The sequence below is a fragment of the Roseovarius sp. MMSF_3298 genome, from assembly GCF_030733705.1.
GTDB lineage: Bacteria > Pseudomonadota > Alphaproteobacteria > Rhodobacterales > Rhodobacteraceae > Roseovarius > Roseovarius confluentis.
The window spans coordinates 1-24,638 of record NZ_JASHIN010000011.1 but is presented as its reverse complement, the minus strand read 5'-3'; the positions used below and the strand labels follow the sequence as shown (position 1 = coordinate 24,638).

At 65.1% G+C, this 24,638-nt stretch carries 23 protein-coding genes; 10 read left to right on the top strand and 13 right to left on the bottom strand.

All coding sequences use genetic code 11. The features are described 5' to 3' along the window. Window positions 1-84 precede the first annotated feature (84 nt). Window positions 85-1,476 (top strand): diguanylate cyclase, encoded by a 1,392-nt coding sequence (locus RBB18_RS11420; protein WP_306110655.1) that lies wholly within the window; start codon window positions 85-87, stop codon window positions 1,474-1,476. Window positions 1,477-1,499: 23 nt separating this feature from the next. Here the strand turns inward: RBB18_RS11420 and RBB18_RS11415 are convergent, their stop codons facing one another. The 4 genes from RBB18_RS11415 to RBB18_RS11400 form a co-directional block, all read right to left on the bottom strand. Beyond that, entirely contained in the window at window positions 1,500-1,976 is a 477-nt protein-coding gene (locus tag RBB18_RS11415) for a periplasmic heavy metal sensor (RefSeq protein WP_306110654.1), read from the bottom strand. A 2-nt stretch (window positions 1,977-1,978) separates the two neighbouring features. Next, window positions 1,979-2,371, bottom strand: coding sequence for a hypothetical protein (locus RBB18_RS11410; protein WP_306110653.1), 393 nt, complete (start codon window positions 2,369-2,371; stop codon window positions 1,979-1,981). Continuing rightward, the gene (locus RBB18_RS11405) at window positions 2,368-2,952 is read right to left on the bottom strand and encodes an RNA polymerase sigma factor (protein ID WP_274592710.1); all 585 of its coding nucleotides are present in this window, start codon (window positions 2,950-2,952) and stop codon (window positions 2,368-2,370) included. The genes RBB18_RS11410 and RBB18_RS11405 overlap by 4 nt, the downstream gene beginning before the upstream one ends. A gap of 102 nt (window positions 2,953-3,054) precedes the next feature. Next, window positions 3,055-3,528, bottom strand: coding sequence for an EF-hand domain-containing protein (locus RBB18_RS11400; protein WP_306110652.1), 474 nt, complete (start codon window positions 3,526-3,528; stop codon window positions 3,055-3,057). 248 nt (window positions 3,529-3,776) lie between these two features. On the opposite strand from RBB18_RS11400, the gene RBB18_RS11395 reads away from it, so the two are divergent. Then, window positions 3,777-4,214 (top strand): DUF983 domain-containing protein, encoded by a 438-nt coding sequence (locus RBB18_RS11395; RefSeq protein WP_103762357.1) that lies wholly within the window; start codon window positions 3,777-3,779, stop codon window positions 4,212-4,214. 28 nt (window positions 4,215-4,242) lie between these two features. Further along, window positions 4,243-4,959 carry an NUDIX hydrolase gene (locus RBB18_RS11390; protein WP_103762356.1) on the top strand — a complete coding sequence of 239 codons (717 nt, stop codon included), beginning with the start codon at window positions 4,243-4,245 and terminating at the stop codon, window positions 4,957-4,959. A gap of 25 nt (window positions 4,960-4,984) precedes the next feature. On the opposite strand, the gene RBB18_RS11385 is transcribed toward RBB18_RS11390, so the two are convergent. Continuing rightward, window positions 4,985-5,890: a DMT family transporter gene (locus tag RBB18_RS11385; protein WP_274592456.1), complete on the bottom strand. Its 906-nt coding sequence runs from the start codon at window positions 5,888-5,890 to the stop codon at window positions 4,985-4,987. Between the two features lie 21 nt (window positions 5,891-5,911). Further along, window positions 5,912-6,853 carry a fatty acid desaturase gene (locus tag RBB18_RS11380; protein WP_306110651.1) on the bottom strand — a complete coding sequence of 314 codons (942 nt, stop codon included), beginning with the start codon at window positions 6,851-6,853 and terminating at the stop codon, window positions 5,912-5,914. Window positions 6,854-6,959: 106 nt separating this feature from the next. On the opposite strand from RBB18_RS11380, the gene RBB18_RS11375 reads away from it, so the two are divergent. After that, window positions 6,960-7,823 carry a helix-turn-helix domain-containing protein gene (locus RBB18_RS11375; protein ID WP_306110650.1) on the top strand — a complete coding sequence of 288 codons (864 nt, stop codon included), beginning with the start codon at window positions 6,960-6,962 and terminating at the stop codon, window positions 7,821-7,823. 150 nt (window positions 7,824-7,973) lie between these two features. Here RBB18_RS11375 and RBB18_RS11370 read toward each other — a convergent pair whose 3' ends face one another. Next, window positions 7,974-9,017 carry an aldo/keto reductase gene (locus tag RBB18_RS11370; RefSeq protein WP_274592459.1) on the bottom strand — a complete coding sequence of 348 codons (1,044 nt, stop codon included), beginning with the start codon at window positions 9,015-9,017 and terminating at the stop codon, window positions 7,974-7,976. 112 nt (window positions 9,018-9,129) lie between these two features. Here RBB18_RS11370 and RBB18_RS11365 point away from each other — a divergent pair, with 112 nt between their 5' ends. Together RBB18_RS11365 and RBB18_RS11360 are read left to right on the top strand one after the other, a co-directional pair. Continuing rightward, window positions 9,130-9,750, top strand: a complete 621-nt coding sequence (locus RBB18_RS11365) for an ImuA family protein (RefSeq protein ID WP_103762351.1) — start codon at window positions 9,130-9,132, stop codon at window positions 9,748-9,750. Beyond that, window positions 9,751-10,140 (top strand): hypothetical protein, encoded by a 390-nt coding sequence (locus RBB18_RS11360; RefSeq protein ID WP_306110649.1) that lies wholly within the window; start codon window positions 9,751-9,753, stop codon window positions 10,138-10,140. A 15-nt stretch (window positions 10,141-10,155) separates the two neighbouring features. Here RBB18_RS11360 and RBB18_RS11355 read toward each other — a convergent pair whose 3' ends face one another. From RBB18_RS11355 to RBB18_RS11340, 4 genes are all read right to left on the bottom strand, one after another. Continuing rightward, the gene (locus RBB18_RS11355; RefSeq protein WP_306110648.1) at window positions 10,156-11,502 is read right to left on the bottom strand and encodes an HlyD family type I secretion periplasmic adaptor subunit; all 1,347 of its coding nucleotides are present in this window, start codon (window positions 11,500-11,502) and stop codon (window positions 10,156-10,158) included. A 26-nt stretch (window positions 11,503-11,528) separates the two neighbouring features. Next, window positions 11,529-13,577 (bottom strand): type I secretion system permease/ATPase, encoded by a 2,049-nt coding sequence (locus RBB18_RS11350; protein ID WP_306110647.1) that lies wholly within the window; start codon window positions 13,575-13,577, stop codon window positions 11,529-11,531. 32 nt (window positions 13,578-13,609) lie between these two features. After that, a complete protein-coding gene (locus RBB18_RS11345) occupies window positions 13,610-15,544 on the bottom strand; it encodes a hypothetical protein (RefSeq protein WP_306110646.1) in 1,935 nt (644 codons plus the stop codon). Window positions 15,545-15,653: 109 nt separating this feature from the next. Continuing rightward, the gene (locus RBB18_RS11340; protein WP_306110645.1) at window positions 15,654-17,219 is read right to left on the bottom strand and encodes a hypothetical protein; all 1,566 of its coding nucleotides are present in this window, start codon (window positions 17,217-17,219) and stop codon (window positions 15,654-15,656) included. Window positions 17,220-17,939: 720 nt separating this feature from the next. On the opposite strand from RBB18_RS11340, the gene RBB18_RS11335 reads away from it, so the two are divergent. After that, window positions 17,940-18,644, top strand: coding sequence for a response regulator transcription factor (locus tag RBB18_RS11335; protein WP_170067148.1), 705 nt, complete (start codon window positions 17,940-17,942; stop codon window positions 18,642-18,644). Beyond that, window positions 18,625-19,146: a hypothetical protein gene (locus tag RBB18_RS11330; RefSeq protein WP_170067147.1), complete on the top strand. Its 522-nt coding sequence runs from the start codon at window positions 18,625-18,627 to the stop codon at window positions 19,144-19,146. The genes RBB18_RS11335 and RBB18_RS11330 overlap by 20 nt, the downstream gene beginning before the upstream one ends. Here RBB18_RS11330 and RBB18_RS11325 read toward each other — a convergent pair. Then, a complete protein-coding gene (locus RBB18_RS11325) occupies window positions 19,134-20,399 on the bottom strand; it encodes an aminotransferase class V-fold PLP-dependent enzyme (protein ID WP_306110644.1) in 1,266 nt (421 codons plus the stop codon). The genes RBB18_RS11330 and RBB18_RS11325 overlap by 13 nt on opposite strands. A gap of 217 nt (window positions 20,400-20,616) precedes the next feature. On the opposite strand from RBB18_RS11325, the gene RBB18_RS11320 reads away from it, so the two are divergent. Together RBB18_RS11320 and metG are read left to right on the top strand one after the other, a co-directional pair. Beyond that, the gene (locus RBB18_RS11320; RefSeq protein ID WP_103762343.1) at window positions 20,617-21,855 is read left to right on the top strand and encodes an MFS transporter; all 1,239 of its coding nucleotides are present in this window, start codon (window positions 20,617-20,619) and stop codon (window positions 21,853-21,855) included. 71 nt (window positions 21,856-21,926) lie between these two features. Next, window positions 21,927-23,639: a methionine--tRNA ligase gene (gene metG / locus RBB18_RS11315; RefSeq protein ID WP_306110643.1), complete on the top strand. Its 1,713-nt coding sequence runs from the start codon at window positions 21,927-21,929 to the stop codon at window positions 23,637-23,639. 384 nt (window positions 23,640-24,023) lie between these two features. Here the strand turns inward: metG and csgH are convergent, their stop codons facing one another. Next, window positions 24,024-24,389, bottom strand: a complete 366-nt coding sequence (gene csgH / locus RBB18_RS11310) for a curli-like amyloid fiber formation chaperone CsgH (protein WP_146049983.1) — start codon at window positions 24,387-24,389, stop codon at window positions 24,024-24,026. Window positions 24,390-24,638: the final 249 nt, after the last annotated feature.

Genomic DNA, 24,638 nt, shown 5'->3' with positions numbered 1-24,638 from the left:
TGATTAACTCCCGGCAAGGTTTTCTTAACTAATCACAGGGATAGTCTAGCCATCGGAAAGGACAAGTCGGAAAGGCCTCGGCACATGTCAGGCACCATTCTCATCGTCGATGGTCTCGCGACCAATCGCATCGTGCTGAAGGTCAAGCTGTCGGCGGCCTATTTCAGCGTTGCGCAGGTCGGCACCGCGAAAGAGGCGGTCGCGTCGATCCTGCGCGACAAGCCGCAGGCGGTCCTGATGTCCGACGATCTGCCCGACCGTGACGCGTGCGACCTGATCCGCGACATCAATGCCCTGCCCGGCTGTGCCCAGCTGCCGGTGCTGGTCCTGACCGCCACCCACACACCGCAACTTCGGGTCGACCTGCTGCAGGCCGGGGCGGCTGACGTGATGCCCAAACCCTTTTGCGAGAAGACGCTGCTGGCGCGACTGCGCTCGATGTCGCGCCACGCCCCGGTCGAGGCCGATCTTGATCTGACCAACGACACCGCCGAGGCACTTGGTTTCGCCGAGGCGCAGGCGGGCTTCGCCGCGCGAGGCCTGATCGCGACGCTGCATACCGGCGCCGCGCGAGACCAGGCCCTGTGTCGCCGCCTCGCCCAAGCCACCCCGCACCGGTTCGAAATGCTCCGCACCGGCCAGTCCGGTCTGCTCACAAGAATGCATGCATCGCCCGACGTTCTGCTGGTTTTCCTGCCCGCACGCGCGACCGAGCCCGATCTGGTCCATCTGGCCGAGCTTTGCAGCGCACCGCAGACCCGCCAGTCAAGGGTGCTTGCCCTGGTCGACCCCGCCGATGACGCGCTGGCCGCCAAGGTGCTGGACCTCGGGGTGCACGATGTTGCCGCCCACGACGCCGACCCGCGGGAGATCACCCTACGCCTGGACAAGCTGCTCAGGGCGAAACAGGCCGACGACATGCAGAAGGCCCGATTGCGCACCGGGCTGCATGCGGCGGTCACCGACCCGCTGACCGGGCTTTACAACCGCCGCTACGGCCTGTCGCAGATGACCCGGATGATCGACACGGCCCGCAGCAGCGGGCAAACCTTCGCGGTGATGGTTGCGGACCTCGATCACTTCAAGGCGGTCAACGACACCTACGGTCACGCCGCGGGCGACCGGGTCCTGACCCGCATCGCCCACGCTCTGCGCGACGCGTTGCGCCCCGGCGACAGCCTGTCGCGCATCGGCGGCGAGGAGTTCCTGGTGCTGATGCCCCAGTCGGGGATCGCGGCCGCCCGCGCCATGGCCATGCACCTGTGCCATACCGTGCGACAGACAAGGATTGCCCTGCCCGGTGTCGAGACGCCCGTCTCGCTGACCGTCAGCATCGGCGCCACGGTGGCCAACCCCGCGCACCAAGGGGACAGGCTCGACCCCGAGGCGATGGTGGCCGAGGCCGACCACGCGCTTTATGCCGCAAAGTCCGGCGGGCGCGATACCGTCACGTTTTCCCAGTTATCCGCCGCCTGACCGGGGACACACCGGCACCGGCCTCAGCGACGCCGCCGCTGCAATTCCTGCTCCAGCCGATCGGCATAGGCAACGCGGTCCTGCGGGCTCATCTCGCCCCAATAGGCGATCAGCAGCGTCTGCGCCGCGGCGACACGGTCATCGAACAGTGCCCGCACCCGCGTCATCCTGTCAGCCGCGGCAGCGGGGTCGAACTCTTCGGCGCGCAGCAGCGCGACCAGTCCGGCCATTTCCTGCCGAAACGCCTCGCGTTCGTCTGTCCTGTCGCGAAAGTTCCGGATCATCTGCTTCTTGAGGTCACTGCGCTCCTCCTGGCTCAGCGCCCGGTGCATCGCGCCCATGCCCCCCGGGGGGCCGCCGCGCATCTTCGGCCCGCCCTTGATCGCGAACCCGGCCGCGGCCCCCACGACAAGCAAATTCAGCGCGAGCGACACCACCAGAAGCACGCGCATCCAGCGCGGCGCCCCGGTGCGCGGCCCGGTTTCGGTCTCGTCGCTCATGCTCATCCCTCCTCGTCCGGGAAAAGTTCAGTTCCGATGTCGGGCTGCAGCGCCAGGGTGATATCTTCGCCCCAGACCAGCTGCACCGTGGCGCTTACCCCATCCGGCGGCGCCGCGCCCAACCACAGCCCGGTGATGGCAGCGGCGCTCAGCCCGGTGACCGCGGGCCAGCCGCCCAATGCCCGGAACACACCGCTCCACCCAATAGAGGCGCGCGCCCCGCGCCGCCGTGGCGCGCTGCGTGCTGCCACCTCCGCCTCTTTCAGAGCGTCCTGCACCGCCTCCGCATCGCCCAGCACCCGCGCCAGGAAATCGGCATCCGGTTCGGGCGCGGCGCGGCGCGCGGCGGCAAAGGCCGCGCTCAGCTCATCGTCAGGTTTGCCCGTCTTGCTCATTCCGAATACCCCAGTTCATCCTTTCGCCCCCGCAGCACGTCGCCAAGGGCCCGCTTTCCCCGCGCCGTCAGGCTTTCCACCGCCTCGACGCTGATCCCCATGATCTCGGCAATCTCCGGATTGCCAAGCTCTTCGATATGGCGCAGCACCACCGCCTGTCTCTGCCGCTCCGGCAGTTCACTCAGCGCGACCTGCAGCGCGTCGGCCCGGGCCCGCTCCTGCATGTCCTCTGCCGCGCTCGACCTGCTGTCCTGCGGATCGCCCGCCGCCTCCAGCGGTCGCGTGCGCCAGCCCCGGCGCAAACGATCGGTGCACAGGTTCGCCACCACCCGGTACAGCCAGGTCGTCACCTTCGCTTCCCCCTGCCTCCAGTCCGGCGCCACCCGCCACAGCCTCAGCAGCGCCTCCTGCGCGACATCCTCGGCCTCGGTCCGGTTGCCGAGCAGGCGGTAGGCATGGGCCAGAACCCGCGGGCTCAACCGCAAGGTCAACGTCCGCGCCGCCGCCCGATCGCCATTGGCGAACAGCACCAGCAGCGCCTCGTCGGCCACGTCGTTCAGGTCGTCCAGCGGCATCGTCATGTCCCTGTCGTACATCCTGCCCCGTTACTCGCGTCCGGTTCTAGGCCGAAACACCCCGCCCCGGCCAGTCTTGCGAACGTGACCGGGGCGGGATCGCGCGGATTACTCCGCGTTCTGCTCTTTCTTCTTGCCGTGATGCTTGGCGCGCATTTCGCGCATCTTCTCGCGCGCGGTGTCGAACTCGGCCTTGCTGATCGCGCCGTCGCCATCCGCATCCGCCCGGTCGAACATCTTGCCGCCCCGCCGCGCCTGCGCTTCCTCGAAGCTCACGCCGCCGTCGCCGTCGGTGTCCAGCCGTTCGATCACCTTGCCGGCCCGCTTGGCCGCCCGTTCCTGCGCCCGGGCCTGCATCTCCTCAAGGCTCATCACGCCATCGCCATCGGTGTCGGCAGCATCGAACCGCGCTTTCATATGCGCCTGCATCTCTTCGCGCGTCAGCTGACCGTCGCCATTGGCATCCAGGTCCTCGAACGAATGCCGCGGGCCCTTGCCCTCGCCCGACCCGGCCATGCCCGGCACGGCTCCACCCAGTGCGATCGACATGCCAAGGGCGCTCATGATCATCAGGTTCTTCATCTTCATGCTCCATCTCGGACAGGTTCGTTGCGGCGCGATCTTCGGCCGCGCCTTTGCTTTGCGACCGCGCCTGCCATCGCGATCATACAGTCTAAACGCGGGCCCCCGCGCCTTCCGTCGCGCGGCTTCGACATTTTTCCGGGCAGACCAAAGCCATTCTTTGCGACATCCCGACGCACAGACAGCCTGTCACCTTCCAATTTTGCCTCCGAAAGCGCAGGTCTACAGCCATCCACGCGCGAGGGCACATGACCAGCACCGATCACGACACCCACACGTCCGCTTCCGTGGCGCACACCACGCCCGAAGGACAGGACTCCAATGAACGCGACCTGTGGCCCGCGGTCTTTCGCGGGTTTCGTCGCACCTGCCCCAATTGCGGCTCGGGCCCGATCCTGAAAAGCTATCTCAAGCTGCGCAAAAGCTGCCCGGTCTGCCGCGAGGATCTCAGCCACGCCCGAGCCGATGACGGCCCCGCCTACCTGACAATTCTTCTGGTCGGGCACCTCATGGCCCCGCTTCTGCACGTCACCTTCACGACGTGGCGGCCCGAACCGCTGGTGCTGTTCACCATTTTCGCTATTGGCTGCGTCACGCTCTCGCTTTACCTTCTGCCCCGGCTGAAAGGGGCAATCGTCGGCTTCCAGTGGGCGCGCCAGATGCACGGCTTCGGGGACGACACCTGATCCCTTCGGCCCCGAAGGACAGGACCCGATGACCGCAACATACCCGAAACATTCCGACAAGAGCGCCATCCGCGACGCGGCGACCGTGATCGTGCTGCGCGACCGCATGACGCAACCGCGCGTGCTGATGGGCCAGCGCGGCGCCAAGGCGGTCTTCATGCCCAACAAGTTCGTCTTTCCCGGCGGCGCAGTGGATGCGGGCGACGCCGCGATCCCGCTGGCCCGCCCGATGCCCGACGGCTGCGCCGCCCGCCTGCGTGACGACAGCGAGACCGACCGCTCCCACGCGCTGGCTGCCGCCGCGATCCGTGAGCTCTGGGAAGAAACCGGGCAGGTTCTCGGCCAACCCGGCGACTGGTCCGGCCCACCCCCCGCCGACTGGGAAAGTTTCGCCGCGACCGGCCACGTTCCCGATGCCTCCGCTTTGCAGTTCGTCTTCCGCGCCATCACCCCGCCGGGCCGCCCCAGGCGATTCGACGCTCGCTTCTTCCTGGTCGACGCCGGGGCGCTCACCTCCGACCCGGACGATTTCTCGCCCGCCTGCGACGAACTCAGCCACCTTCAATGGGTGCCTCTCGCCACGGCCCGACACGACTATGACCTGCCCTTCATCACCGAGGTCGTGCTGGCCGAGATCGAGGCCCGCGCCCACGATCCCGCGCCCCCCGCCTCGGTGCCGTTCTTTCGCAACGACGACGAAAGCAACCTGTTCAAACGCCTCTACGGCGCGCCGCTGCCTGATTGAACCGCCCGACTAACGCGCGCCGCCGCTACCCCAGCAGCACCAGCAACAGGATGCTGGCGCTCACCAGAACGATCCCGACCAGTTCCCGCCGCGTCACCGTCTCGCGAAAGAACAGGACCGAGGCAGCCAGTGAAAAGATCACCTCCACCTGCCCCACCGCGAACACGTAGGCCGCATTCTGCAAGGTGAAGGCCGTGAACCAGCCGACGCTGCCCAGAAGGCTCGTCACCCCCATCCACACCGCGCGGCCCCGCGCCGCCCAGACACGGGCCAACTGCCCAGGCTCGCCCCAGCGCAGATAGGCCGCCATGCCAAGGCTTTGCGCCGCCGTGACCGCCGCCACCGCGACCATCGCCCGCAGGAACGCGTCGTCACTGGCCACCTCCAGCGTCGCGCCGCGATACGTCACCGCCGACACCGCGAAGAACGCCCCCGAGGCCAGCCCCAGCGCCGGCGCCTTGCTGGTCACCCGCCGCCACCAGCCACCCGCGCCGCCCGGCACGTCCGACAACACCAGCACGCCGATCAGCCCAAGGAATATCGCCACCAGCCCCGGCAGGCTGATGCGGTCGCCCAGCACGATCAACCCCACCATCGCGGTCTGCACCACCTCGGTCTTCTTGAAGGTGATCCCGACCGCAAAGTTCCGCTCTGCAAACAGCAGCACGACGCACCACGTCGCCAGGATCTGCGCCAGCCCGCCGCTCAGCACGTAGATCCAGAAACGCCCGCCCACCGCCGGCAGCCCCTGCCCCGACCACATTGCATAGCCCCCTGCCAGTAGCGCGGCCATCGGCGCGGCATAGGCGAACCGCGCGAAGGTCGCGCCCAGGGCGCTCAACGTCCCCATGCTCAGCGATTTCTGCAACATGAAGCGCAGCGTCTGGAAAAACGCCGCCATGATGGAAAGAAGGATCCACGGTTCGACCATGGATCCCCTCTTGCCCGCGTTTTACTTCCTCCGCCAGAGCGGATGCGCCACCGGGTCCTTCGCCCGCAACAGGTGCCGCGCGAAAATTTCGGCGTAAGAGCGGTAATAGTACCCGCCATTGCGCCGCAGGTACGTCTCCCGGTTCTGCCGCCACATCGCCGGCAGGCGGTACCATGCCACCTTCGGATGCATGTGATGCACCACGTGCAGGTTGTTGTTCAGAAACAGAAACGCCAGCGGCCCGCCATCCTCGACCACCACCGTGCGCCCGCTGGCGCGCTCATGCGCCCGGTGCTCCAGGAAGGTGCGGATTTTCAAAATCGCATAGGCCAGGTAGGCGCTGACGAGGTAGGCCCAGACCGGCATCGGCGAGACCGCGACGACCGCCAACACCCCGGCCACGCCCAGCCCATGCAACACCCAGGCCCGCGCAATGCCCCGGTCCCCGGCCCGGATCGCGGCCCAGTCCGCGCGCATGAACACCACCTGTCCCAGCACCGGCCCCACGATCATCCGCCCCAACAGCGTGTTGTTGAACCGCAGCACCGCCCGGAACCAGCGCGGCAGCCGAACCCAGACCTCCGGGTCCAGGTAGTTCGACTCCGGATCGTCATAGGGATCGGTCAGCAGGCTGTCGCGGTGATGCGCAAGGTGCAGTTCCATGAACCGCCGATAGGGCACGCACAGCCCGAGGCTGAAAAACCCCAACACCTCGTTGACCCGGTCGTTTCGGGTCGGATGCCCGTGGATCATCTCGTGCACCAGCGACGAATGCAGCGTGATCCCGATCGCCGCCACTACAACCCCTGCCGGCAGCCACAGCCCTGCCAGCCAGAAAAGCGCCACGCCCCAGGCCGCGTAACAGGCCGCCAAAAGTCCCAATGTCGGCCATTCCACGTCCGCGAGCGTCCGCGCGCCCGGCCTCGGCACCGGCCCGGCGCCGCCTTCGAATTCCACTTTCATCTTGTCCCCAATATTCGTCCTTCACAAAACCGTTACGACAGATCCTGTCAGGGGGGCAGTCAGAGAATGGTTAACAAACCTCTCGTTTGTTGATAAAATCCAACATATGATCCAGAAATCCGACAAACGCGACCGCGCCACCCTGTTGCGCACCCGCCTCAACGAGGCGCTGCGCCTGCGCGGCACCTCGCAAAGCGCCCTCGCCCGCAGCGTCGGCGTCGACCGCTCGACGATCTCGCAACTGCTCAAGGGCACCGGCGCCCGCCTGCCCAATGCGCAAGTGGTGGGCGAATGCGCCCGTGCCCTCGGTGTCTCCGCCGACTGGCTCCTGGGCCTCACCGACCGGCCCGAAACCGCCGCCGACATCCTCGCCAACACGCTCTCGCTGACCGAAGCACCCCGCGCGCTTGTCGACGAACAGATCTTCGCCTGGCACCGCGAGGCGGCGGGCTACAAGATCCGCCATGTCCCCGCCGGCCTGCCCGACATGCTCAAGACCCGCGATCTTCTGGAATGGGAATACGCGCCTCATCTCGGACGCTCCACCGAACAGGCCATCGGCGCCTCCGAGGATCGTCTGGCCTGGATGCGCGGCACCCAGTCGGACTATGAAATCGCCCTGCCACTCTTCGAGATGCACAGCTTCATCGCCGGCGAAGGCTACTACGCAGGCCTGCCCCGCGACATCCGCCAGGGCCAGGTCGACTACCTGCTCGAGATCACCGAACAGCTCTACCCCCGCCTGCGCCTCTACCTGTTTGACGCCCGCCGGCTCTACTCGGCGCCGATCACCGTCTTCGGCCCCTTGCTCGCCGTGCTCTATATCGGCCGCAACTACCTCGCCTTCCGCGACACCGAACGGGTCGAGGCGCTGACCCTGCATTTCGACGCCCTCATCCGCGAAGCCTCCGTCGGCGCCCGCGATTTGCCCGCCCACATCCGCCACTGCTGGGCACAGGCCCCGGACTAGGGCCACCCCGCCTCTTCTTCTGGCCAGGAATATCCTGGGGGAGCGGCGAAACACCGTTTCGCCGCAGGGGCAAAGCCCCCGGCAACGCCCGCCACAAAGACCCCGTCATTCGAAAACCGCGTAGGGTGGGTGAAAACCCACCGCCACCCTTCAATAGGGCATCGGATGCGCCTTGTGCGTCGCGTCCAGCGCCTCCAACACCTCGTCCGACAGCGTCACCTCCGCGGCCCCCAGCGCCACGTCCAATTGTTCCAATGATGTCGCCCCGAAAATGGCCGAGGTCATGAACGGCCGCGTCAGGCACCAGGCCAGCGCCATCTGCACCGGATCGAGGCCAAACCGCCGCGCCACCTCCAGATAGGCGTCCACGGCGGCAAAGGCTCTCTGCCCTTTGCGCCCGCCCAGCGTCTCGTTCAGCGTCAGACGCGACCCCTCGGGCACCGCACCTCCCTGGTATTTGCCGGTCAACAGCCCGGCGGCCAGCGGCGAAAAGGCCAGCAACCCCACATCCTCGTTCACGCTCAGCTCCGCCAGGTCGGTATCAAAGAGACGGCACATCAGCGAATACTCGTTCTGGATCGTCGCCACCCGCGGCCCGCCCATCTCGTCGGCGACGCGCAGCCAATGGCCCGTGCCCCAGGCACTCTCATTGGACAGGCCGAAGGCCCGGATCGTGCCCCGCTCGACCTCGCGTTCCAGCGCGCCCAGCGCATCTTCCATATGCGCCCGCGTCGCGGCCGGGTCCTGCCCCGAGGGGTCGAATGTCCAATTCTGGCGGAACATGTAACTGCCCCGGTTGGGCCAGTGAAACTGGTACAGGTCGATCACGTCCGTCTGCAATCGCTTCAGCGAGCCTTCGATCGCCCCGGGGATGGTCTCTGACGAGATCGGCGCGCCATCCCTCGCGTGCTGCATCCCCTCGCCCGAATGCTTGGTGGCCAGCACCACGTCACCGCGCCGCCCCGTCCGGGCAAGCCAGGTGCCGATGATCTCCTCGGTGCGCCCGATGGTCTCCTTCGCGACCGGGTTCACCGGGTACATCTCGGCGGTGTCGATGAAATCCACGCCCCGGTCGAGCGCCCGGTCGATCTGGGCGTGCCCCTCGGCCTCGGTGTTCTGGCTGCCCCATGTCATCGAGCCGAGGCAAAGCGCGCTCACTTCGATTCCCGTCCGTCCCAATTGCCTGCGCTGCATGTCCCGCTCCGTCTTGCCTGTCGTCAAAGCCCCATATGTAGCGGCTCTGACGCGGGCGTCACCCCGTATTTCGAGATTGAGAACAAAGAGCGAACAAACTACATTGAATGCCATGGACACCACCCTGCTCACCCGCCGCAGCAGCCACCGTACTCGCACCGCCGTCACCGTGCTGGGCGAGATGGCCCTGACCCCCGCGCGCCTGCACGAGTTTTGCGGCCCGGCGCGGCACATGGCGGCGATGCTGGCGGCCGCCGCCACGCAAGGCCCGGTGTTCTGGATCGCCCCCGACTGGGTCGCCGACCGGCTTAACCCCGATGGCATGGTGGCGCTGGTGGGGCCCGAACGCTTCACCTTCCTGTCGCCACGCCAGCCCATTGACCTGCTGTGGTGCCTCGAGGAGGTGCTGCGCTCCGGCGCGGTGCCGCTGGCCGTTGCCGAACTCCCGGACCTGCCCAATCTCACCCAGGTCCGCCGCCTGCATCTCGCCGCGGAAACCGGCGCGGCCGAAGGCTCCGGCGCGCCCCTCGGCCTCATTCTTACCCCCGGCGAGGGCGGCGCCCCCGGCGTCGAAAGCCGCTGGCACATGGCCCCCGCCCATACACCCGGGCGGCTGGGCTGGACCCTCTCGCGCCGTCGCGCCCGCACCCTGCCCCCGGCAACATGGGCCGTGACCCGCGCCAGGGGCGGCTTTGCGCTTGATCCCTGCAAGGAAACTGGCAATCCTGCCTAAGTGACAGACGAGAAACGCAAAACGCCCGGCCTCACCGCCGCGCTCTGGCGCGACCTGCTGGGCCGTAGGGCCTGGTGGGGGGCCGTCCTGCTCTTTCTGGGCGTGGTTGCAATGCTGGTCGTCTTCTTCGTGCGCATCCCGGCCAACGTCGATTTCATGACCGGCCGGATCGACAGCATCACCCAGGTCGAGACCGATTTCGGCACCCGCCCCGCCTATACCGCCACCACCGACGCGGGACGGCAATTCCCGCTTGTCACCCCGAACCGCCTGACCCCGCTGCTCGCGCCCGGCGACCGGATCTGCCTGCGGGTGCAGACCGACCGCTTCACCGGGCGCGTCACCGCACGCCACGCGGTCGAAGCGCCCGACTGCCGCGCGGGCCCGTAACGCCGCCCCGCCGGGTTATTGCTCGCGGAACGCCCGCGACATGGAATCCGTGATCGGCTTGCTGAGATATTCAAAGAACGTCCGCTCGGCGGTCTCGATCATCACCTCCGCCGGCATCCCCGGCGTGGGGGCAAAGTTGCGCACCCGCGCCATCTCCTCGGGCGGGATCCGCACCCGCGCCAGGTATACCTCCTGTGGCATCAGCTCGGACTCGTCGGGCAGCGCGTCGGCCGACACGTAATAGACCGTCCCGTTCAGCACCGGAGTCGTGCGCTGGTTCAGCGCCACCAGCCGCACGGTCGCAGGCTGGCCTATCTTGACGCTGTCGATATCGGTGCGCGGCAACTTGGTCTCGATGATCAGCGGCGCGTCGGCAGGCAGGATCTCTGCGATGGTCTTGCCGCTCTCGATCACCCCGCCCGGCGTGTTGTAGGTCATCCGCACGACGGTCCCCGCCACCGGCGACACGATCGAGGACCGCGCATGCACCTCCAGCGCGCGATTGTAGTTCTCGCGCACGGTGTCCAGTTCGTTTTCCGCCGACTGCAGCTCGTCCAGCGCGGCCTTGCGATGCTCGACCACGACCTGCTCGATCTGCTGCTCGTGCTTGGCCAGCAGGGCGTCGACCTCGTGCAGTTCCGCCTGCAACTGCCCGATCTGGCCCAGCCCGTCGGCCTGCGCCCGGTATAGCGAGTTCAATTGCGATCTTTGGGTCAGCCCCTTGTCCAACAGGGCGGATTGCGCGGCGATATCCTCCTTCAGGAAAGCGATCTGCTGCTCCAGCGCATCCTGCTGCGCAAGGAACCCCTCCTTGCGGCTGTTCAGCGCAAGCATGTTGCTTTCCAAAAGGCCGATATCCTTGGCGATCTTGGCCTTGGACGAGTCGAAGTTCAGACGCTGATTGCTCAGGATCTGCTGTACCGCCGGATCGTTTGCGCCCCCCGCCAGGAAGGGCGGCACCTCGAAACTGTCGGCGCCGCTGTATTCCGCCAAGAGCCGCGCGGCCACCGTTTCCAGCCGCGCCCGCCGCAGGTACAGCTCGCGCAGCTTGGCCTGCGCCGCGGTCTTGTCCAGTTGAATGATCGCCTGGCCCTGCGCGACCTGTTCGCCCTCGGACACCAGGATATCCTGAATGATGCCGCCTTCCAGGTGCTGCACGAACTGGTTGTTGCCGATCGCCACGAACGACCCTTGGGTGATCACCGCCGCCGCCAGTGGCGCCTTGAAGGCCCACGCCCCGAAACCGCCGAAGGATGTCAGCATTACGGTCAGGCCGACAAAGGTGAATCGCCGGATCGAGCGCGGCACCTCTGCGAACCAGCGCGTCTCGACGGGTAAGGTCTGCATTTTTATGCGGCTCACAATGAAATCCTCCGTTCAAACTGGGGTCAGGCCGGTGCAGCCGCGGCTGGCGCCGCCGCCGGGGCGGTCCCGGGGTCCGGCGCGGGCTGCGGATTGCCCGACAGTGACTGCAGCACGTGTTCGCGCGGGCCGATCATCGAAACCGCGCCACCCGCCAGCACCATGATCTTGTCCACATGCGCCAGCAGCGACGGTTTCTGCGTGACCACGACCACGGTGATCCCCTGCGCCTTGGCATGCTGCAGCGCCCGCGCCAGCGCCTGGTCGCCCGCCACGTCGAGGTTCGAGTTGGGCTCGTCCAGCACCAGCAGCCGCGGATTGCCGAAGAACGCCCGCGCCAGCGCGATCCGCTGTTTCTGCCCGCCTGACAACGGCGCGCCATCGGCGGCCACCACCGTCTCGTACCCATGCGGCAGGTTGGCGATCATCTGGTGCACGTCCGCCAGTTGTGCCGCGTGATAGATCTGATCGTCCGTGGCATCGTCCCGCATCCGCGCGATATTGTCCTTGATGGTGCCGGGAAACAGCTGCACGTCCTGCGGCAGATAGCCGATGCTCTCGCCGAACTGTCGCTGGTCCCAGTTGCGCAGGTCCATCAGATCCAGCCGCACACAGCCCGAGGTCGGCAGCACCGCCCCCACGAGCATCTTGCCCAGCGTGGTCTTGCCCGCGCCCGAATTGCCGATCACAGCCAGCGACGATCCCGGCGCCAGGCTGAAGCTGATACCGTTCAGCACGACGTTCTTGGTGCCCTGCGGGACGTAAAGCAGGCGCTCCACGTCCAGCCGCCCTTCAGGCCGCGGCAGCACCAGCCGGTCGTGGTTGAGCGGCGACGCTTTCAGCAGCTCGGAAATCCGGCCAAACGCCGCGCGCGACAGGATGAACTGGTTCCACCCCTCGATCGCGCCCTCGATCGGGGCTAGCGCCCGGCCCGCGATGATCGACGCGGCGATCACCATGCCGCCGGTCAGCTGACCGTCGATGGCCAGGTACGCGCCCCAGCCCAGCATCGCCACCTGCGTCAACAGCCGCACCCCGCGCGAGAACGCCGCCGAGGTGATGTTGCGGTCCTGCGCGCGCACCTGCGCGGTCAGTGACGCCGCCGTGTCGCGCCCCCAGATCGACACCGCCTCGGGGATCATCGCCAATGCGTTGATGATCTGGCTGTTCCGCGACATCGAGTCGAGATGCATGTTGGCCGCGCTCTGGTGCCGGTTGGCCACCGTGAACGGCCCTGACGTGGCCCGCTGGTTGATCAACGCGATGACCAGCAAAAGCAGCGCCGTGCCCACCACGATTAGCCCGAGGTGAAAGTGTATGAGAAAGATCGCCAGCACGAACAGCGGTGCGAACGGCGCGTCCAGAAACGCCATCAGCGTGCCCGACACCAGAAAGCCGCGCAGCTGCTGCAGGTCGCCCAGCGTCTGGTACTCGCGCCCGTTGCTGGCCAGCGCCGCCCGGGCCGCCGCACTCAGGATCGACGCGCCCAGCCGCGCGGCCAGTTCGACCGCCGTGCGCATCAGCACGAAGCGCCGCATCGCGTCGAAGAACGCCTGCAGAACGACCGCGCCGACGATGACGCCCGTCAGCATGATCAGCGTGTCCACCGACCGGCTGGTCAACACGCGGTCCGAAATCTGGAACAGGTAGACCGGAATCGCCAGGATCAGGATGTTGGTCGCAAAACTGAACAACATCACCACGGACAGATTCCGGCGCACCGCCACCATGCCGGATTTCAGGTCCTGGTTGAAATCTACCGGCCCGGACCGCTTGTGAAAGCCTGCCCCGCCCCCGCCACCGTTGGCACCGCCGCCCTCACCGCCTTTGGGGACAAGCGGTTTCGGGACATCGCGCGCGGGCGAAACCTCGTTCGCCCGCTTGGCATCGATCACGGGAGCCGGCGATGCGTCAACGGTTTCGGGGGCGGGATCGGGCCCGCCGGCGGCGGGCGTCCCTGTTCCGGGCACGCGCAGGTCGGGCGAAAGCGTTAAAAGGTCCCTCCCCCGGGTGCGATCCTTTTCGTGAGCGGTGGCAGAGGCGCCATGCGCGGCCCGTGATGTGTCACTATCCATGTTTCAATATCTCTTGTTCAAAATGCTTTCGCTCAAACCAGCAGTCCCCCCATCGGATCGCCCCCCATATCGTCGCCGGCGGCGTAACCGCAGTATCCACCGTCCGCGTCCTCGGCCTGCTGATCCACGTCATCCATCAAAAAGGCGACCGCCTCGGTCACCAGCCCGCCCTCCTGGATCAAAAGCGGGCTGTCCTCTTCCACGATCAGGCCCGCCTGGTGCATCAGCGCGTCGGAATAGACCTCGCCGCCCACCTGGACCTCCGAGTCGATGCCGAATTCCGAGATCGCCGCGATGTTGATCAACGCGTTCGCCCCGGCGATCGCCGCCGCCTCGCCCTGCGCGCTGACGTGCACCTGATCGACATCCGACAGAATGTTGACCTGATCGACGACCTGAAGGCTGATCAGGTCGCCTTCGATGTAGAGAACGCTCAGAACCTCGTCCTGCCCTTCGAACGCCTCATGCCTCAGGATGCTGCCGGACACCGCGTCCGACCCCGCGGCAAGGCTGTCACCAAGCGCCGCGAACTCGTCGGACATGGCCTGATAAATGTCGATGCCGATCGAATTTACGCTGGCCTGGTTCCACAGCACGTTGCCGCTGCTGGTCACGTCCCAGCCCTCGTCCTCTGGATAGGTGATGAAATCGTCGTCCAGCAGCACGTTCATCTGGTTGATGATGCTGACGTTGATGATATCGCCGCCCACAACGATCAAATCATAGATATAACTCAGTTCCAAAAGGCTGGTGGCGTTCACAGTCAGATTGCCGCCGCTCTGTATAAAGGTCTTCGAAGCGGTCAGCTCCATGCTCACGACATCGTCGTCGTCCACCATGTTCTGCTGGTACAGGTAGTTGAAGTTGACAACGTCTCCCTCGATCCGCACCACTGACGCAATCGACGGAAAGACCGGCGCGTCGTCCTCCACCGTACCGTCCTCCTCCGCGCCGTCCCCGTCGTCACTCTCAGGCTCCGAACTGGTGCTCAGGAATGACGCGACGCTACTGACGACGTTGTCGGCGCCGCCCGCGCCCCGCAACATCCCGTTCACCGTATCCAGGTCACTAATCACGTTTGTCTGGCTGATACTGACCAGCGACAGGCTGTCGCCCATCACGGCGATCACCGGCGCCTCGGTCAGCGAAAACGAAATGTAGCCCTCGTTGACCACCGTGTTGCCGCCGGTGATCACGTCATGCGCCGGTCCGGTGTCGTCATCCGCTTCGGGCAGAACCGGCAACACCTCGGTCAGATCGGGCAGCGTCTCGCTTTCTTCTCCGTCCACGTGGATCCCGGCGGCGTCCTCTCCGGTCAGCGCCACCACCTGGGCCTCTTCCGGCCCATCGGGGACAAAGGCCGTAGCGCTGGCGTACACCTCGTGGCCCGTCACAGCGATATCGGCACCGCTTTCCGGGACCTCGGGAATATCCGGACCGGCAAGCGCCGTGCCTTCCTCCACCAGCCAGTCCAGCGCCAAGGCCGCCGCCTCTTGAGGCAGTTCCGCCACGGTATCTCCACCCAACAGCCTGTCGGAATCCGCCAGGAGATTTTGCTGATAGACCACCGTCGCATAAGAAGGCGGCGGCGGTGGCGGCGACACCACGAAAGGCTGCGCCGCATATCCGAAGGGCACCCCCGTCATCGATTGCGGTACCACCGGCAGGCCACCGATCAAAAACGGCAAACCTGAATCGGCCCCGGTCTGCATGAAAACCGAAACCGGCGTGAATGGTTCTGGCAGCGGCAGCAACTGAATGCTGTAGGAAATACCGGTATCGACGGCGACGGGTTGCATCGGCGCCGACAGGTTGATCGTGATCGTGTTAAGGCCGTTTCCAAGACCATAGTCAGGTCCGACGTTGTCGAACGGATCGTGATCCGTGCGCAACCGCGCCTCTTCGATGATCTGGTTGAACGCCCCAATAAAATGGGCAATTGCTTCGGTTGTAAAATCAAAGGCCATTTGTTCTTCCTACTCGTCAGAGATCGAAGACCAGACCTACTATTCTGGTTTGAAATGTGACCTGCGCGATGCGCACCGCGCAGGCCGTTTTCAGTATCGTGCCAGGGCCTTAGACGGTGTCGTCTTCGCCCACCAGCGTCGAGGTCAGCGAGCCGCCGACCACGGTCATGTCGACCGTGTTGCCAAGGATGTTGGCACCCTGAACGATGCTCTGGTTGAACGCCGAGGTGTCGACAACCGCGGAGGCCTGCGCCTCGCTCAGGCCGTTGACGAAGCCGTCGTCACCGTTGTTCGAACCCCAGAGGCCGCCATGTCCGGCCGCGCCGCCATCGCCGTTCATCGCTTTGCCGGCCGCGCCGCCAAAGCCGCCGATGGCACCAGCGTCACCACCAAAGGCCTTACCGCCCATGCCGGCACCGCCGCCGCCTGCCAGCGCCGCCGAAGCACCGCCGTCACCGCCGGCACCAAGGCCAACGCCCAGGCCGGTGCTCATGCCAGCGCCCAGCCCGTTCGCGCCGCCGCTGTTGCCGCCATCCGCGTCGGAGGCACCGATGGCGCCGGACCCGGCATTGCCGCCGTCTCCGCCGTCTCCGCCGGCCCCAAGGCCGATCCCGGCACCCAGGCCGACCGGCACCAGCCCAAGGCCACCCAGGCCCAGTCCGCCGCCAAGGCCCGCCGCGCCACCACCATCGGCGTCGTTCACGCCGATCGCGCCAGAGGCCGCGTTGCCGCCGTCACCGCCGTCGCCGCCGTTGCCGGTCTCACCGCCGACACCGACGCCCACACCGATGGATCCAAGTCCACCGCCAAGACCGGCGGCACCGTCGCCACCGCCGGAGGCCGCGAAGCCGCCGTGACCGCCTTGACCGCCGTCAGCCGCCGCGATTCCGCCAAGTGCTGCGGCGTCACCGCCCCATCCGCCGGCTGAAAGCGCACCAGACCCGCCGCCTCCGCCGGTTGGCTGGGTCTCGATGCCTTCATCGGACGTCGCCGTGCCGCCTGTCGCGTTGCCGTTCTGCTGGAAGTTGCCGCTGTTCTGTACCTGCGCGTTGTCGACCTTGTCGTTGTCGGTCAGCGTTGCGGACTGAGCGATGATCGTTCCGGCATCGTTGCCAGCGCCGTTCAGCGCGTCTTCCAGCACGTCTTTCAGAACGATGTCGTTGCCGGCCCCATAGACGGCATGAACGTGACCGCCGTTGGTCGCCATCATGATATCACCGGTCGAGCTGCCGCCTGACAGGTCGAAATCGGCAAAATCATCGTCTGACGGCAGGCCTTCCAGACCGACATCCACGTTCACCTTGACGTCTGTCGTGCTGACGTTGGTCGCCGTATTCGTGGCGGTGTTGGTGGCATTGTTGGTCGCGTCGTTGTGGTTGTAATTGGCGTTGGCGTTAACATTGCCATTGGCGTTGCCGTTCACGTTGCCATTGGCGTTGCCGTTCACGTTGCCATTGGCGTTGCCATTGCCGTTCAGGTTGCCATTGGCATTGCCGTTGCCGTTCAGGTTGCCGTTGCCGTTACCACTGAGGTTTACGTTCTCATTGTGGCTTGACTGGTGCTGGTCCTGACCCTGGCCTTGGCCTTGGGCTTGCCCCTGAGCTTGGCCTTGACCTTGGCCCTGAAGCTGGCCCTGGCCCTGAAGGCCGAAGAGGTATTGATTTTTCTTTGACATTGGATTTTCTCCGAATGGAGCATCCGAGGGTCACCGCTCTCTAACAAGTGACATGCGTCCGGATGCGATTGGATCTGTTTGTTGAAAAAATCCGGGGGGCCGCGACGAAATCTCGGTCTAGGACGCCCCGCGTTATACGACGTGAAATGGTCCGGTCCTCACCCTGTCCTTTCTTCGGAGGCAGTCTCGCGTGCCGGTCAATGGCGCATGGGGCAGATGCGGTCCCACATTTGCGGGCGCCCCGTGCGGCCGTGTCCGTCAGCTAAAGATGGATCCCCCGATCTTGTCTGCACGGTGTCGTGCACGACCGAAGATGAGGGAGAATCGGACGTCGAAAACACCCGTCAATCTTGGTTAATCCAGTTGGATTCCAATTTTTTTCTTTTGTTTTCATAAGTCTGGCATGGCATTGATTCGCCCGTTCCGGCTATTCAGTCCAGTGCCCGCGCAACAATCGGAGTAGTCCTGCGGCGTCCGATCTCATTCAAACGATCTAGACCGACGGCCGAAAACAAACCGATTGATATATGCCGAAGCGCTCTTTCGACTAATATTTGTGCCAGCCTGACAATAGTGCTAGGTTTAGCCGTATTACTTTCTTCATTTGATCAGTTGATAAAAATTTATCGACCAGTGCCTTAAGATGACGACTTCGGGGGGAGCACTGTCATGCAACATTTTTCCGAACCGCGCGAAGGTCGCGCCAAAGAGTTATTGAAATTGGAACGCAAAACGCATTCGGTCATTGCATTGGTTTCGGCCAATCAGAGCTTTTCCGAAAGGCTCTGCCGGGTCACCGAGGCCGAGATCGACAGAACCGCCGTGAAACGCTTCGACTCCGTGGACCAGCTTGTAGAGATGCTGCCGTCCTGGCGGGATCGTCTGTGCCTCGTCGTGCTCGATCAATCTGCGGCGAAAAAGCTGGATGAAAATCTGGCAACCTGGGTCTGCAATCAATCCAGCGCGAAGATCGCCTGCGCCTACGGCGATGCGGACAAAAGCCGGTCGCTGATCACCAGCCCGCTCTATCCCACTGTCGTGTCCAGCTTCTTTCCGGTGCACCTGAATTTCGACTCGTGGATCTCGATGCTCAAGCTTTGTCTTTCAGGGCATTCCTACGTGACGCCCGAACTGCTGACGTCGGCGACGCTGACGGCGACCGATCCGCCCGCCCGTGCCGGCGGCGAAGACATGACGCCGGCAAAGCCCGACAAAGGCACGGCCGTCTCGGCGCTCGATCGGCTGACAGGACGCGAGATCGAGGTGCTCGAACATGTCGCCCGCGGCCGACAGAACAAGGTAATCGCGGCCCAGCTGGGCTTGTCGGAAAACACCGTCAAGCTGCACATTCATCACATCATTTCCAAGCTGGGCGTCCATAACCGCACCGAGGCGGCGATGCTCTATGCCACGTCGAGGCTCTGAACCGGCGCAGCCCGCGCACGAAGAGGCACTGCGCGACATGTTCCTGCGCGTGGGCCAGCTCAACTTCAACTGGACCAACACCGAAAGCCTGTTGATCCACCTCATTGCCGGGCTGGCCGACACCGACAAGGACGTGGCGATGGTCATCTTCCTGACCCTCAACACCACCAGCGCCCGTCTCGATCTTGTCGACAGGCTGGCCAAGCTGGGCCACACCCCGGCCGACCAGCGCGACGCGGTGCTGTCGCTGACCGCGCGGTTCCGCAAGGAAGCCACCCTGCGCAACAAGTTCAACCACTGCATCTATTCCTTCAACCCCGATGGCGGGCCGCTCAATACGATCATGATGCGCATCGCCGACCGCAAGGACCGCATCCTCGTCGGCAAGCAGGAAGTCGCGGACGCACAAGAGGTCGCGCGGATCGACGCCTCGATCGACCGCCTGCGGCGGCTCAACCTCGACATCTGGCAAACCGTCGCGACCTTCGGTTACCCGCTCTGACTGTCCCCGATCTCGCGCAGCGCGGTCAGCAACCGCGCCACCTCGGCCTCGGTGTTGTAATGGCACATCGAAATCCGGATACAGTCGCTCAGGCCCAGCGGTTTCAGCACGTTGCCGCTGTAATGATCGTCCTTGCGGATATGCGTGCGGATGCCCTGCGCGTTCAGCCGCTCGACCACCTCGGCCGACGGCACGCCCGCGACCACCACCGACACCAGCCCCTCGCGCGCCGGGTTGTCCGCCCCGCCCAAGATGCTGACGTGATCCATGTCGCGCAGCCCGGGCAGGTTGCCCGTTCCGTTGATCATCGCGTTCGTCAGGTGCGTCTCGTAGGCGCGAATGGCCCGCCCCGCCGCCTCGATCCGACGGCGAGGGTCGATCTCCTCCGAAACCTCGCCGCCCAGCCAGTCGAAATAGTCCACCACGTCCGAGATGGTGGCATAAGATCCCGCATCCCGTGTTCCGAACTCCCAAGCGTCTTCCGGCGAGCCGATCAGCCGCTCATGCGGCATCACCGCCAGCCGGTCCGAGACCCACCCGATGCCGAACCCGTGCCGCGAGAACACCTTGTAAGGCGAAATCGCGTATCCATCGGCCTGATAGCTGTCGAGGTCCAACTGCCCATGCGCCGCGTGCTGGATGCCGTCCACGATGATCACCGCCTCCGGCGCCACCGCCCGGATCGCCGCGCTGATCGCCGCCACGTCCATGCCCATCCCCGTCACCGGCGACGCATGCACGATGGTCGCCACCGCGACATCCGGCGTCATGCATTCGGCATAGGCCTCTGCCGTGACCATGCCTGTTGAGTCGTCATGCGGCACCTCGACATACGTGAGCCCCGCCATCTCGGCCCAGCGCCGCGCCGCGCTGCGCGATGCCGGATGCTCGATCGACGACCCGATCACCTTGGAGCCCTTGGGCGCGTTCACACAGGCCGTCCGGATCATCCGAAACAGCAGCTCCGTGCCACTTTCGCCCGCAAAGAACTGCCCCGAGGATGCGTTCATGAACACCGCCAGGTCCGCCTTCGCCTTGTCGATGACAGCCTGCGTTCCCTGCCCTGCCGGATTCGCCCGTCCCGGGTTGTCCGGGATCGCGGCATAGAAGCCTGACGTCTCCACCACCTTTTTCAGCGTCAGAGCCCCGCCCGCGTTCTCGAAGAAAATCCGCTCACCCTGGAACGGGCAGCGATCCACATGGGCAAAGCGGTCCCGGATTGCGTGGATAAGCTCGGGGTTTTGCTCGATCATGACGTCTCCTGTCTTCCTGGCGGGCTTTTTCGCCATATGCCGGGATTCGCGAAGCCGACACAAGACTCCTGCATCGCGGCCCACGAACGCTCCAAAATCAGGCACTTGGCCAAAGCGGCGCACGCGACAGAGCTTTGCCCTGACACACGTCGAAAACGACGCCCTTCTGTCGAAAACGCGGCAGGACATCCGCGCCGCGCCATGCCAATCTGCACCCATGCGCATGATCATCTCCTTCGCGGCCCTTTTCCTATCGGTCATCCTGTTGCAGCTGTCCACCGGCGGCGTGGCCCCGCTCGATGCCCTGTCGGGCATCACGCTCGACTTCTCCACCCAGGAAATCGGCTTTCTCGGCTCGGCGCATTTCTTCGGCTTTTTCATCGGCTGCTGGTTCGCGCCGCGTCTGATGGGCTCGGTCGGCCATTCCCGTGCCTTCGCCGCCTTCACCGCCGCAGGCGCCATCGGCCTTCTGATGCACATGATCATCATCGACCCCATCGCCTGGGCGCTGATGCGCGTCGCCTCGGGCCTTTGCATCGCCGGGTGCTACACGGTGGTCGAGGCATGGCTGCAAGCCAAGGTCACCAACGAGACGCGCGGACGCACCATGGGCATCTACCGGGTGGCCGACATGGGCGCCTCGCTCGTCGCGCAAATGCTGATCTCGGTGCTCGAGCCTGCGTCCTACGTCTCCTACAACCTGCTCGCCATCATCTGCTGCGCCTCGCTGCTGCCGCTGACGCTGACCACCGTGCGCCAGCCCGAAACGCCCAAGGCCCCCCGCCTGCGCCCCATGCTGGCGGTCGAATGCTCACCACTCGCCGCCGCCGCCGTGATCGTCGCGGCGCTCTCCAGTGCGACCTTCCGCATGGTCGGGCCTCTCTACGGTCAGCAGGTCGGCCTCGCACTCGATCAGATCGCGTGGTTCCTTGCCGCCTTCGTCCTCGGCGGGGCACTGGCGCAGTACCCTGCGGGCTGGCTTGCCGACAAGTTCGACCGCCGCCACGTCATGATCGGGCTCTCGGTCGCCGCCATCCTGTGCTGCATCGTCACCGCGCTGGCCGGGACCGTCTCGCCCAACGGCGCCATGATCGCCGCCTTCTTCTTCGGCTTCACCGCCTTCCCGATCTATTCCGTCGCCGCCGCCCACGCCAACGACTTCGCCACCTCCGAACAGCGCGTGGAACTCTCGGCGGCGCTGATGTTCTTCTTTGCCCTCGGCGCCATCGCCGCGCCCTTCGTGGCCTCCGCCCTGATCGACCGCTTCGGCCCGCAGGCGATGTTTGTCATGATCGCTGTCGCCCATGCCGTCCTCATCGTCTTCAGCCTCGTGCGGATGGTGGCCCGCCCCAGCGCGGGCACCCGCACCCGCTATGTCTGGTCGCCCCGCACATCCTTCCTGATCGGACGACTCACGCGCACCGCACGCGAGGATGACACGCGCACCGATCCCTGACGCCAACCGCCTCTGGCACAGGCCGCGCCATTGCGTTACACGAACGCCCAAACCTCCAAGGACGTCTCGCAATGGCCCGCCACCTGATCACATCAGCGATCCCCTACATCAACGGGATCAAGCATCTCGGCAATCTCGTCGGCTCCCAGCTGCCCGCCGACCTCTACGCCCGCTACCTGCGCGGCCGGGGACACGAGGTGCTGTTCCTCTGCGCCACCGACGAACACGGCACACCCGCTGAACTGGCCGCCGCCAAGGCGGGCAAACCAGTCGCCGAGTATTGCGCCGAGATGTGGGAGGTACAGGACAAGCTGAGCCAGGGCTTCCGCCTCAGTTTCGACCATTTCGGCCGCTCCTCGTCCGAGCAGAACCGCAAGCTCACCCAGCATTTCGCCGGCAAGCTCTTCGAGGCCGGCCTGATCGAGGAAGTGACCGAGAAACAGGTCTATTCCAACGCCGACGGCCGCTTCCTGCCAGACCGCTATATCGAAGGCACCTGCCCCAATTGCGGTTTCGAGAGTGCCCGCGGCGACCAGTGCGACAACTGCACCAAGCAACTCGACCCCGTCGACCTGATCAACCCGCATTCGACCATTTCCGGCTCGACCGACCTCGAGATGCGCGAGACCAAGCACCTCTACCTGCGCCAGAGCCAGATGAAGGACCGGCTGGAAGAGTGGATCGACACGCGGCAGGGCTGGCCGGTGCTGACCACCTCCATCGCCAAGAAATGGCTCAATGACGGCGACGGCCTGCAGGACCGCGGCATCACCCGCGATCTCGACTGGGGCGTACCGGTTCAGCGCGGCGACGCGCCTTGGCCGGGCATGGAAGGCAAGGTCTTCTACGTCTGGTTCGACGCGCCCATCGAATACATCGCCTGCGGCGCCGAATGGGTCGAGGCGGGCAAGGGCGACGACTGGGAACGCTGGTGGCGCACCGACAAGGGCGCCGAGGATGTCCGCTACACCCAGTTCATGGGCAAGGACAACGTGCCGTTCCACACGCTCAGCTTCCCGGTCACGATCCTCGGGTCGGGCGAGCCATGGAAGCTGGTCGACTACATCAAGTCGTTCAATTACCTCAACTACGACGGGGGCCAGTTCAGCACGTCGCGCGGGCGCGGCGTATTCATGGACCAGGCGCTGGACATCCTGCCGGCGGATTACTGGCGCTGGTGGCTCCTGTCCCACGCCCCCGAAAGCTCGGACGCCGAATTCACCTGGGAGAACTTCCAGGCGAACGTCAACAAGGACCTCGCCGACGTGCTGGGCAATTTCGTTTCCCGCGTGACCAAGTTCTGCCGCTCCAAGTTCGGCGAAGAGGTCCCCGAGGCGGGCAGCTACGGCCCGGATGAGACCGCGTTGATCGACACGCTCACCACCCGCATCCGCGCCTACGAGGCGCACATGGAAGCCATCGAGGTGCGCAAATCGGCCACCGAGTTGCGCGCCATCTGGGTCGCGGGCAACGAGTACCTGCAAACCGCCGCGCCGTGGTCGACCTTCAAGGAAGACCCCGCCAAGGCCGCCATGCAGATCCGCCTCGCACTCAACCTCATCCGCCTTTACGCGGTGCTCTCGGCCCCCTTCATCCCCGACGCCTCCGCCGCGATGCTGCAAGCCATGCAAACCGACGATTGCCACTGGCCCGACGACGTGCACACGGCGCTGGAAAGCCTGGAACCCGGCCACGCCTTCACCGTACCGGACGTGCTCTTCGCCAAGATCACCGACGACCAGCGAGAGGAATGGGCCGCGCGCTTCGCCGGCACCCGCACCTGACGCCCAGGGCCAAATCTTTTCTGAAAAGATTTGCCAAAAGCTTTCTCAAAGCTTTTGGCATCACGCCCCGCCCGCTCAGAACAGGCCGACGAAACGTTCCGGCAGCACGAAGGACTGTTTCGTCTCCAGCCACGGTACGACCTTTATTTTAGGCTGCTTGCGCTTCCAGTTGCCAAAACCTTGGGACAGATGCGCATACGCTGCCGGTAAATCGGCCTCGCCATCGCCGACCGGCGGCTCCCGGACGCGGTCGGCGACCTTTCGGACCGCCTCGTCCGATTGGGTCAGGCGGGATGTTCCGTTGATGTCGTCGGCTTATGTCAAACCTTTTGTGAAGCGCGGAAAGGACCTCCTCAGCGGCCTTTATGCTCAGGTCGCAGGCAACTAATCCCCAGCCACAGATTTTGTGTCCTGATAAGTTAATCCCGATGCGTCTGTCACATTGAGTGTGACCTGCAGAGTCGCAGTCGGCTCCACGGAAACGCGCGAAATTGACAGCGGTCCGACCGCCGTCCCATCCGAACTCGGCACGTTGCCGCCCTGCTTGTTGACCGACCTACCGCTCGGACCTTCCTTCACGACCTCGAGGGTGTACTTGCCGCTCATGCCCTCCTCTAGATGAGAGAACACTTCGATCTGGACCAAACCCTCGACTTCAGACAGTTCGATCCATGCCTGCCTTTGCTCTTCAGCACCGCAAACCATTGGCCACGCAAGCAGGATCGGTAAGGTAAAAAAATGTCTTTTCATTGACTTTCTCCTTGGATAGGCGATGCCCGATTGCAGGCTTGGCCTAAGTTCGTCATCTATTGGCTTCCTGGCTTCACCTGCAGGTAGACGCCATCGTCCTTGGTCACGATTATTCCGTCACTGTTTTCTGAGCCAGAGCGCGGAGAACGGTAAGTCGTGAGAGGACATTTGGCGTTGGTCGACAAGGTTGCGCCTGACTGTTCTTCGCATTCGCTATCGTCTGTCGCAGGTGCCGTCGCGGGCGCCCCC

Excerpts from the sequence above, each read along its gene's own strand:
- RBB18_RS11390 (WP_103762356.1), top strand. The coding sequence starts at position 4,243 with ATGACCGCAACATACCCGAAACATTCCGACAAGAGCGCCATCCGCGAC.
- RBB18_RS11340 (WP_306110645.1), bottom strand. The coding sequence starts at position 17,219 with ATGTCAAAGAAAAATCAATACCTCTTCGGCCTTCAGGGCCAGGGCCAG.
- RBB18_RS11345 (WP_306110646.1), bottom strand. The coding sequence starts at position 15,544 with ATGGCCTTTGATTTTACAACCGAAGCAATTGCCCATTTTATTGGGGCG.
- csgH (WP_146049983.1), bottom strand. The coding sequence starts at position 24,389 with ATGAAAAGACATTTTTTTACCTTACCGATCCTGCTTGCGTGGCCAATG.
- RBB18_RS11380 (WP_306110651.1), bottom strand. The coding sequence starts at position 6,853 with ATGAAAGTGGAATTCGAAGGCGGCGCCGGGCCGGTGCCGAGGCCGGGC.
- RBB18_RS11350 (WP_306110647.1), bottom strand. The coding sequence starts at position 13,577 with ATGGATAGTGACACATCACGGGCCGCGCATGGCGCCTCTGCCACCGCT.
- RBB18_RS11415 (WP_306110654.1), bottom strand. The coding sequence starts at position 1,976 with ATGAGCGACGAGACCGAAACCGGGCCGCGCACCGGGGCGCCGCGCTGG.
- RBB18_RS11365 (WP_103762351.1), top strand. The coding sequence starts at position 9,130 with ATGGACACCACCCTGCTCACCCGCCGCAGCAGCCACCGTACTCGCACC.
- metG (WP_306110643.1), top strand. The coding sequence starts at position 21,927 with ATGGCCCGCCACCTGATCACATCAGCGATCCCCTACATCAACGGGATC.
- RBB18_RS11400 (WP_306110652.1), bottom strand. The coding sequence starts at position 3,528 with ATGAAGAACCTGATGATCATGAGCGCCCTTGGCATGTCGATCGCACTG.
- RBB18_RS11420 (WP_306110655.1), top strand. The coding sequence starts at position 85 with ATGTCAGGCACCATTCTCATCGTCGATGGTCTCGCGACCAATCGCATC.
- RBB18_RS11330 (WP_170067147.1), top strand. The coding sequence starts at position 18,625 with ATGCCACGTCGAGGCTCTGAACCGGCGCAGCCCGCGCACGAAGAGGCA.
- RBB18_RS11320 (WP_103762343.1), top strand. The coding sequence starts at position 20,617 with ATGCGCATGATCATCTCCTTCGCGGCCCTTTTCCTATCGGTCATCCTG.
- RBB18_RS11385 (WP_274592456.1), bottom strand. The coding sequence starts at position 5,890 with ATGGTCGAACCGTGGATCCTTCTTTCCATCATGGCGGCGTTTTTCCAG.
- RBB18_RS11405 (WP_274592710.1), bottom strand. The coding sequence starts at position 2,952 with ATGACGATGCCGCTGGACGACCTGAACGACGTGGCCGACGAGGCGCTG.
- RBB18_RS11410 (WP_306110653.1), bottom strand. The coding sequence starts at position 2,371 with ATGAGCAAGACGGGCAAACCTGACGATGAGCTGAGCGCGGCCTTTGCC.
- RBB18_RS11370 (WP_274592459.1), bottom strand. The coding sequence starts at position 9,017 with ATGCAGCGCAGGCAATTGGGACGGACGGGAATCGAAGTGAGCGCGCTT.
- RBB18_RS11325 (WP_306110644.1), bottom strand. The coding sequence starts at position 20,399 with ATGATCGAGCAAAACCCCGAGCTTATCCACGCAATCCGGGACCGCTTT.
- RBB18_RS11375 (WP_306110650.1), top strand. The coding sequence starts at position 6,960 with ATGATCCAGAAATCCGACAAACGCGACCGCGCCACCCTGTTGCGCACC.
- RBB18_RS11395 (WP_103762357.1), top strand. The coding sequence starts at position 3,777 with ATGACCAGCACCGATCACGACACCCACACGTCCGCTTCCGTGGCGCAC.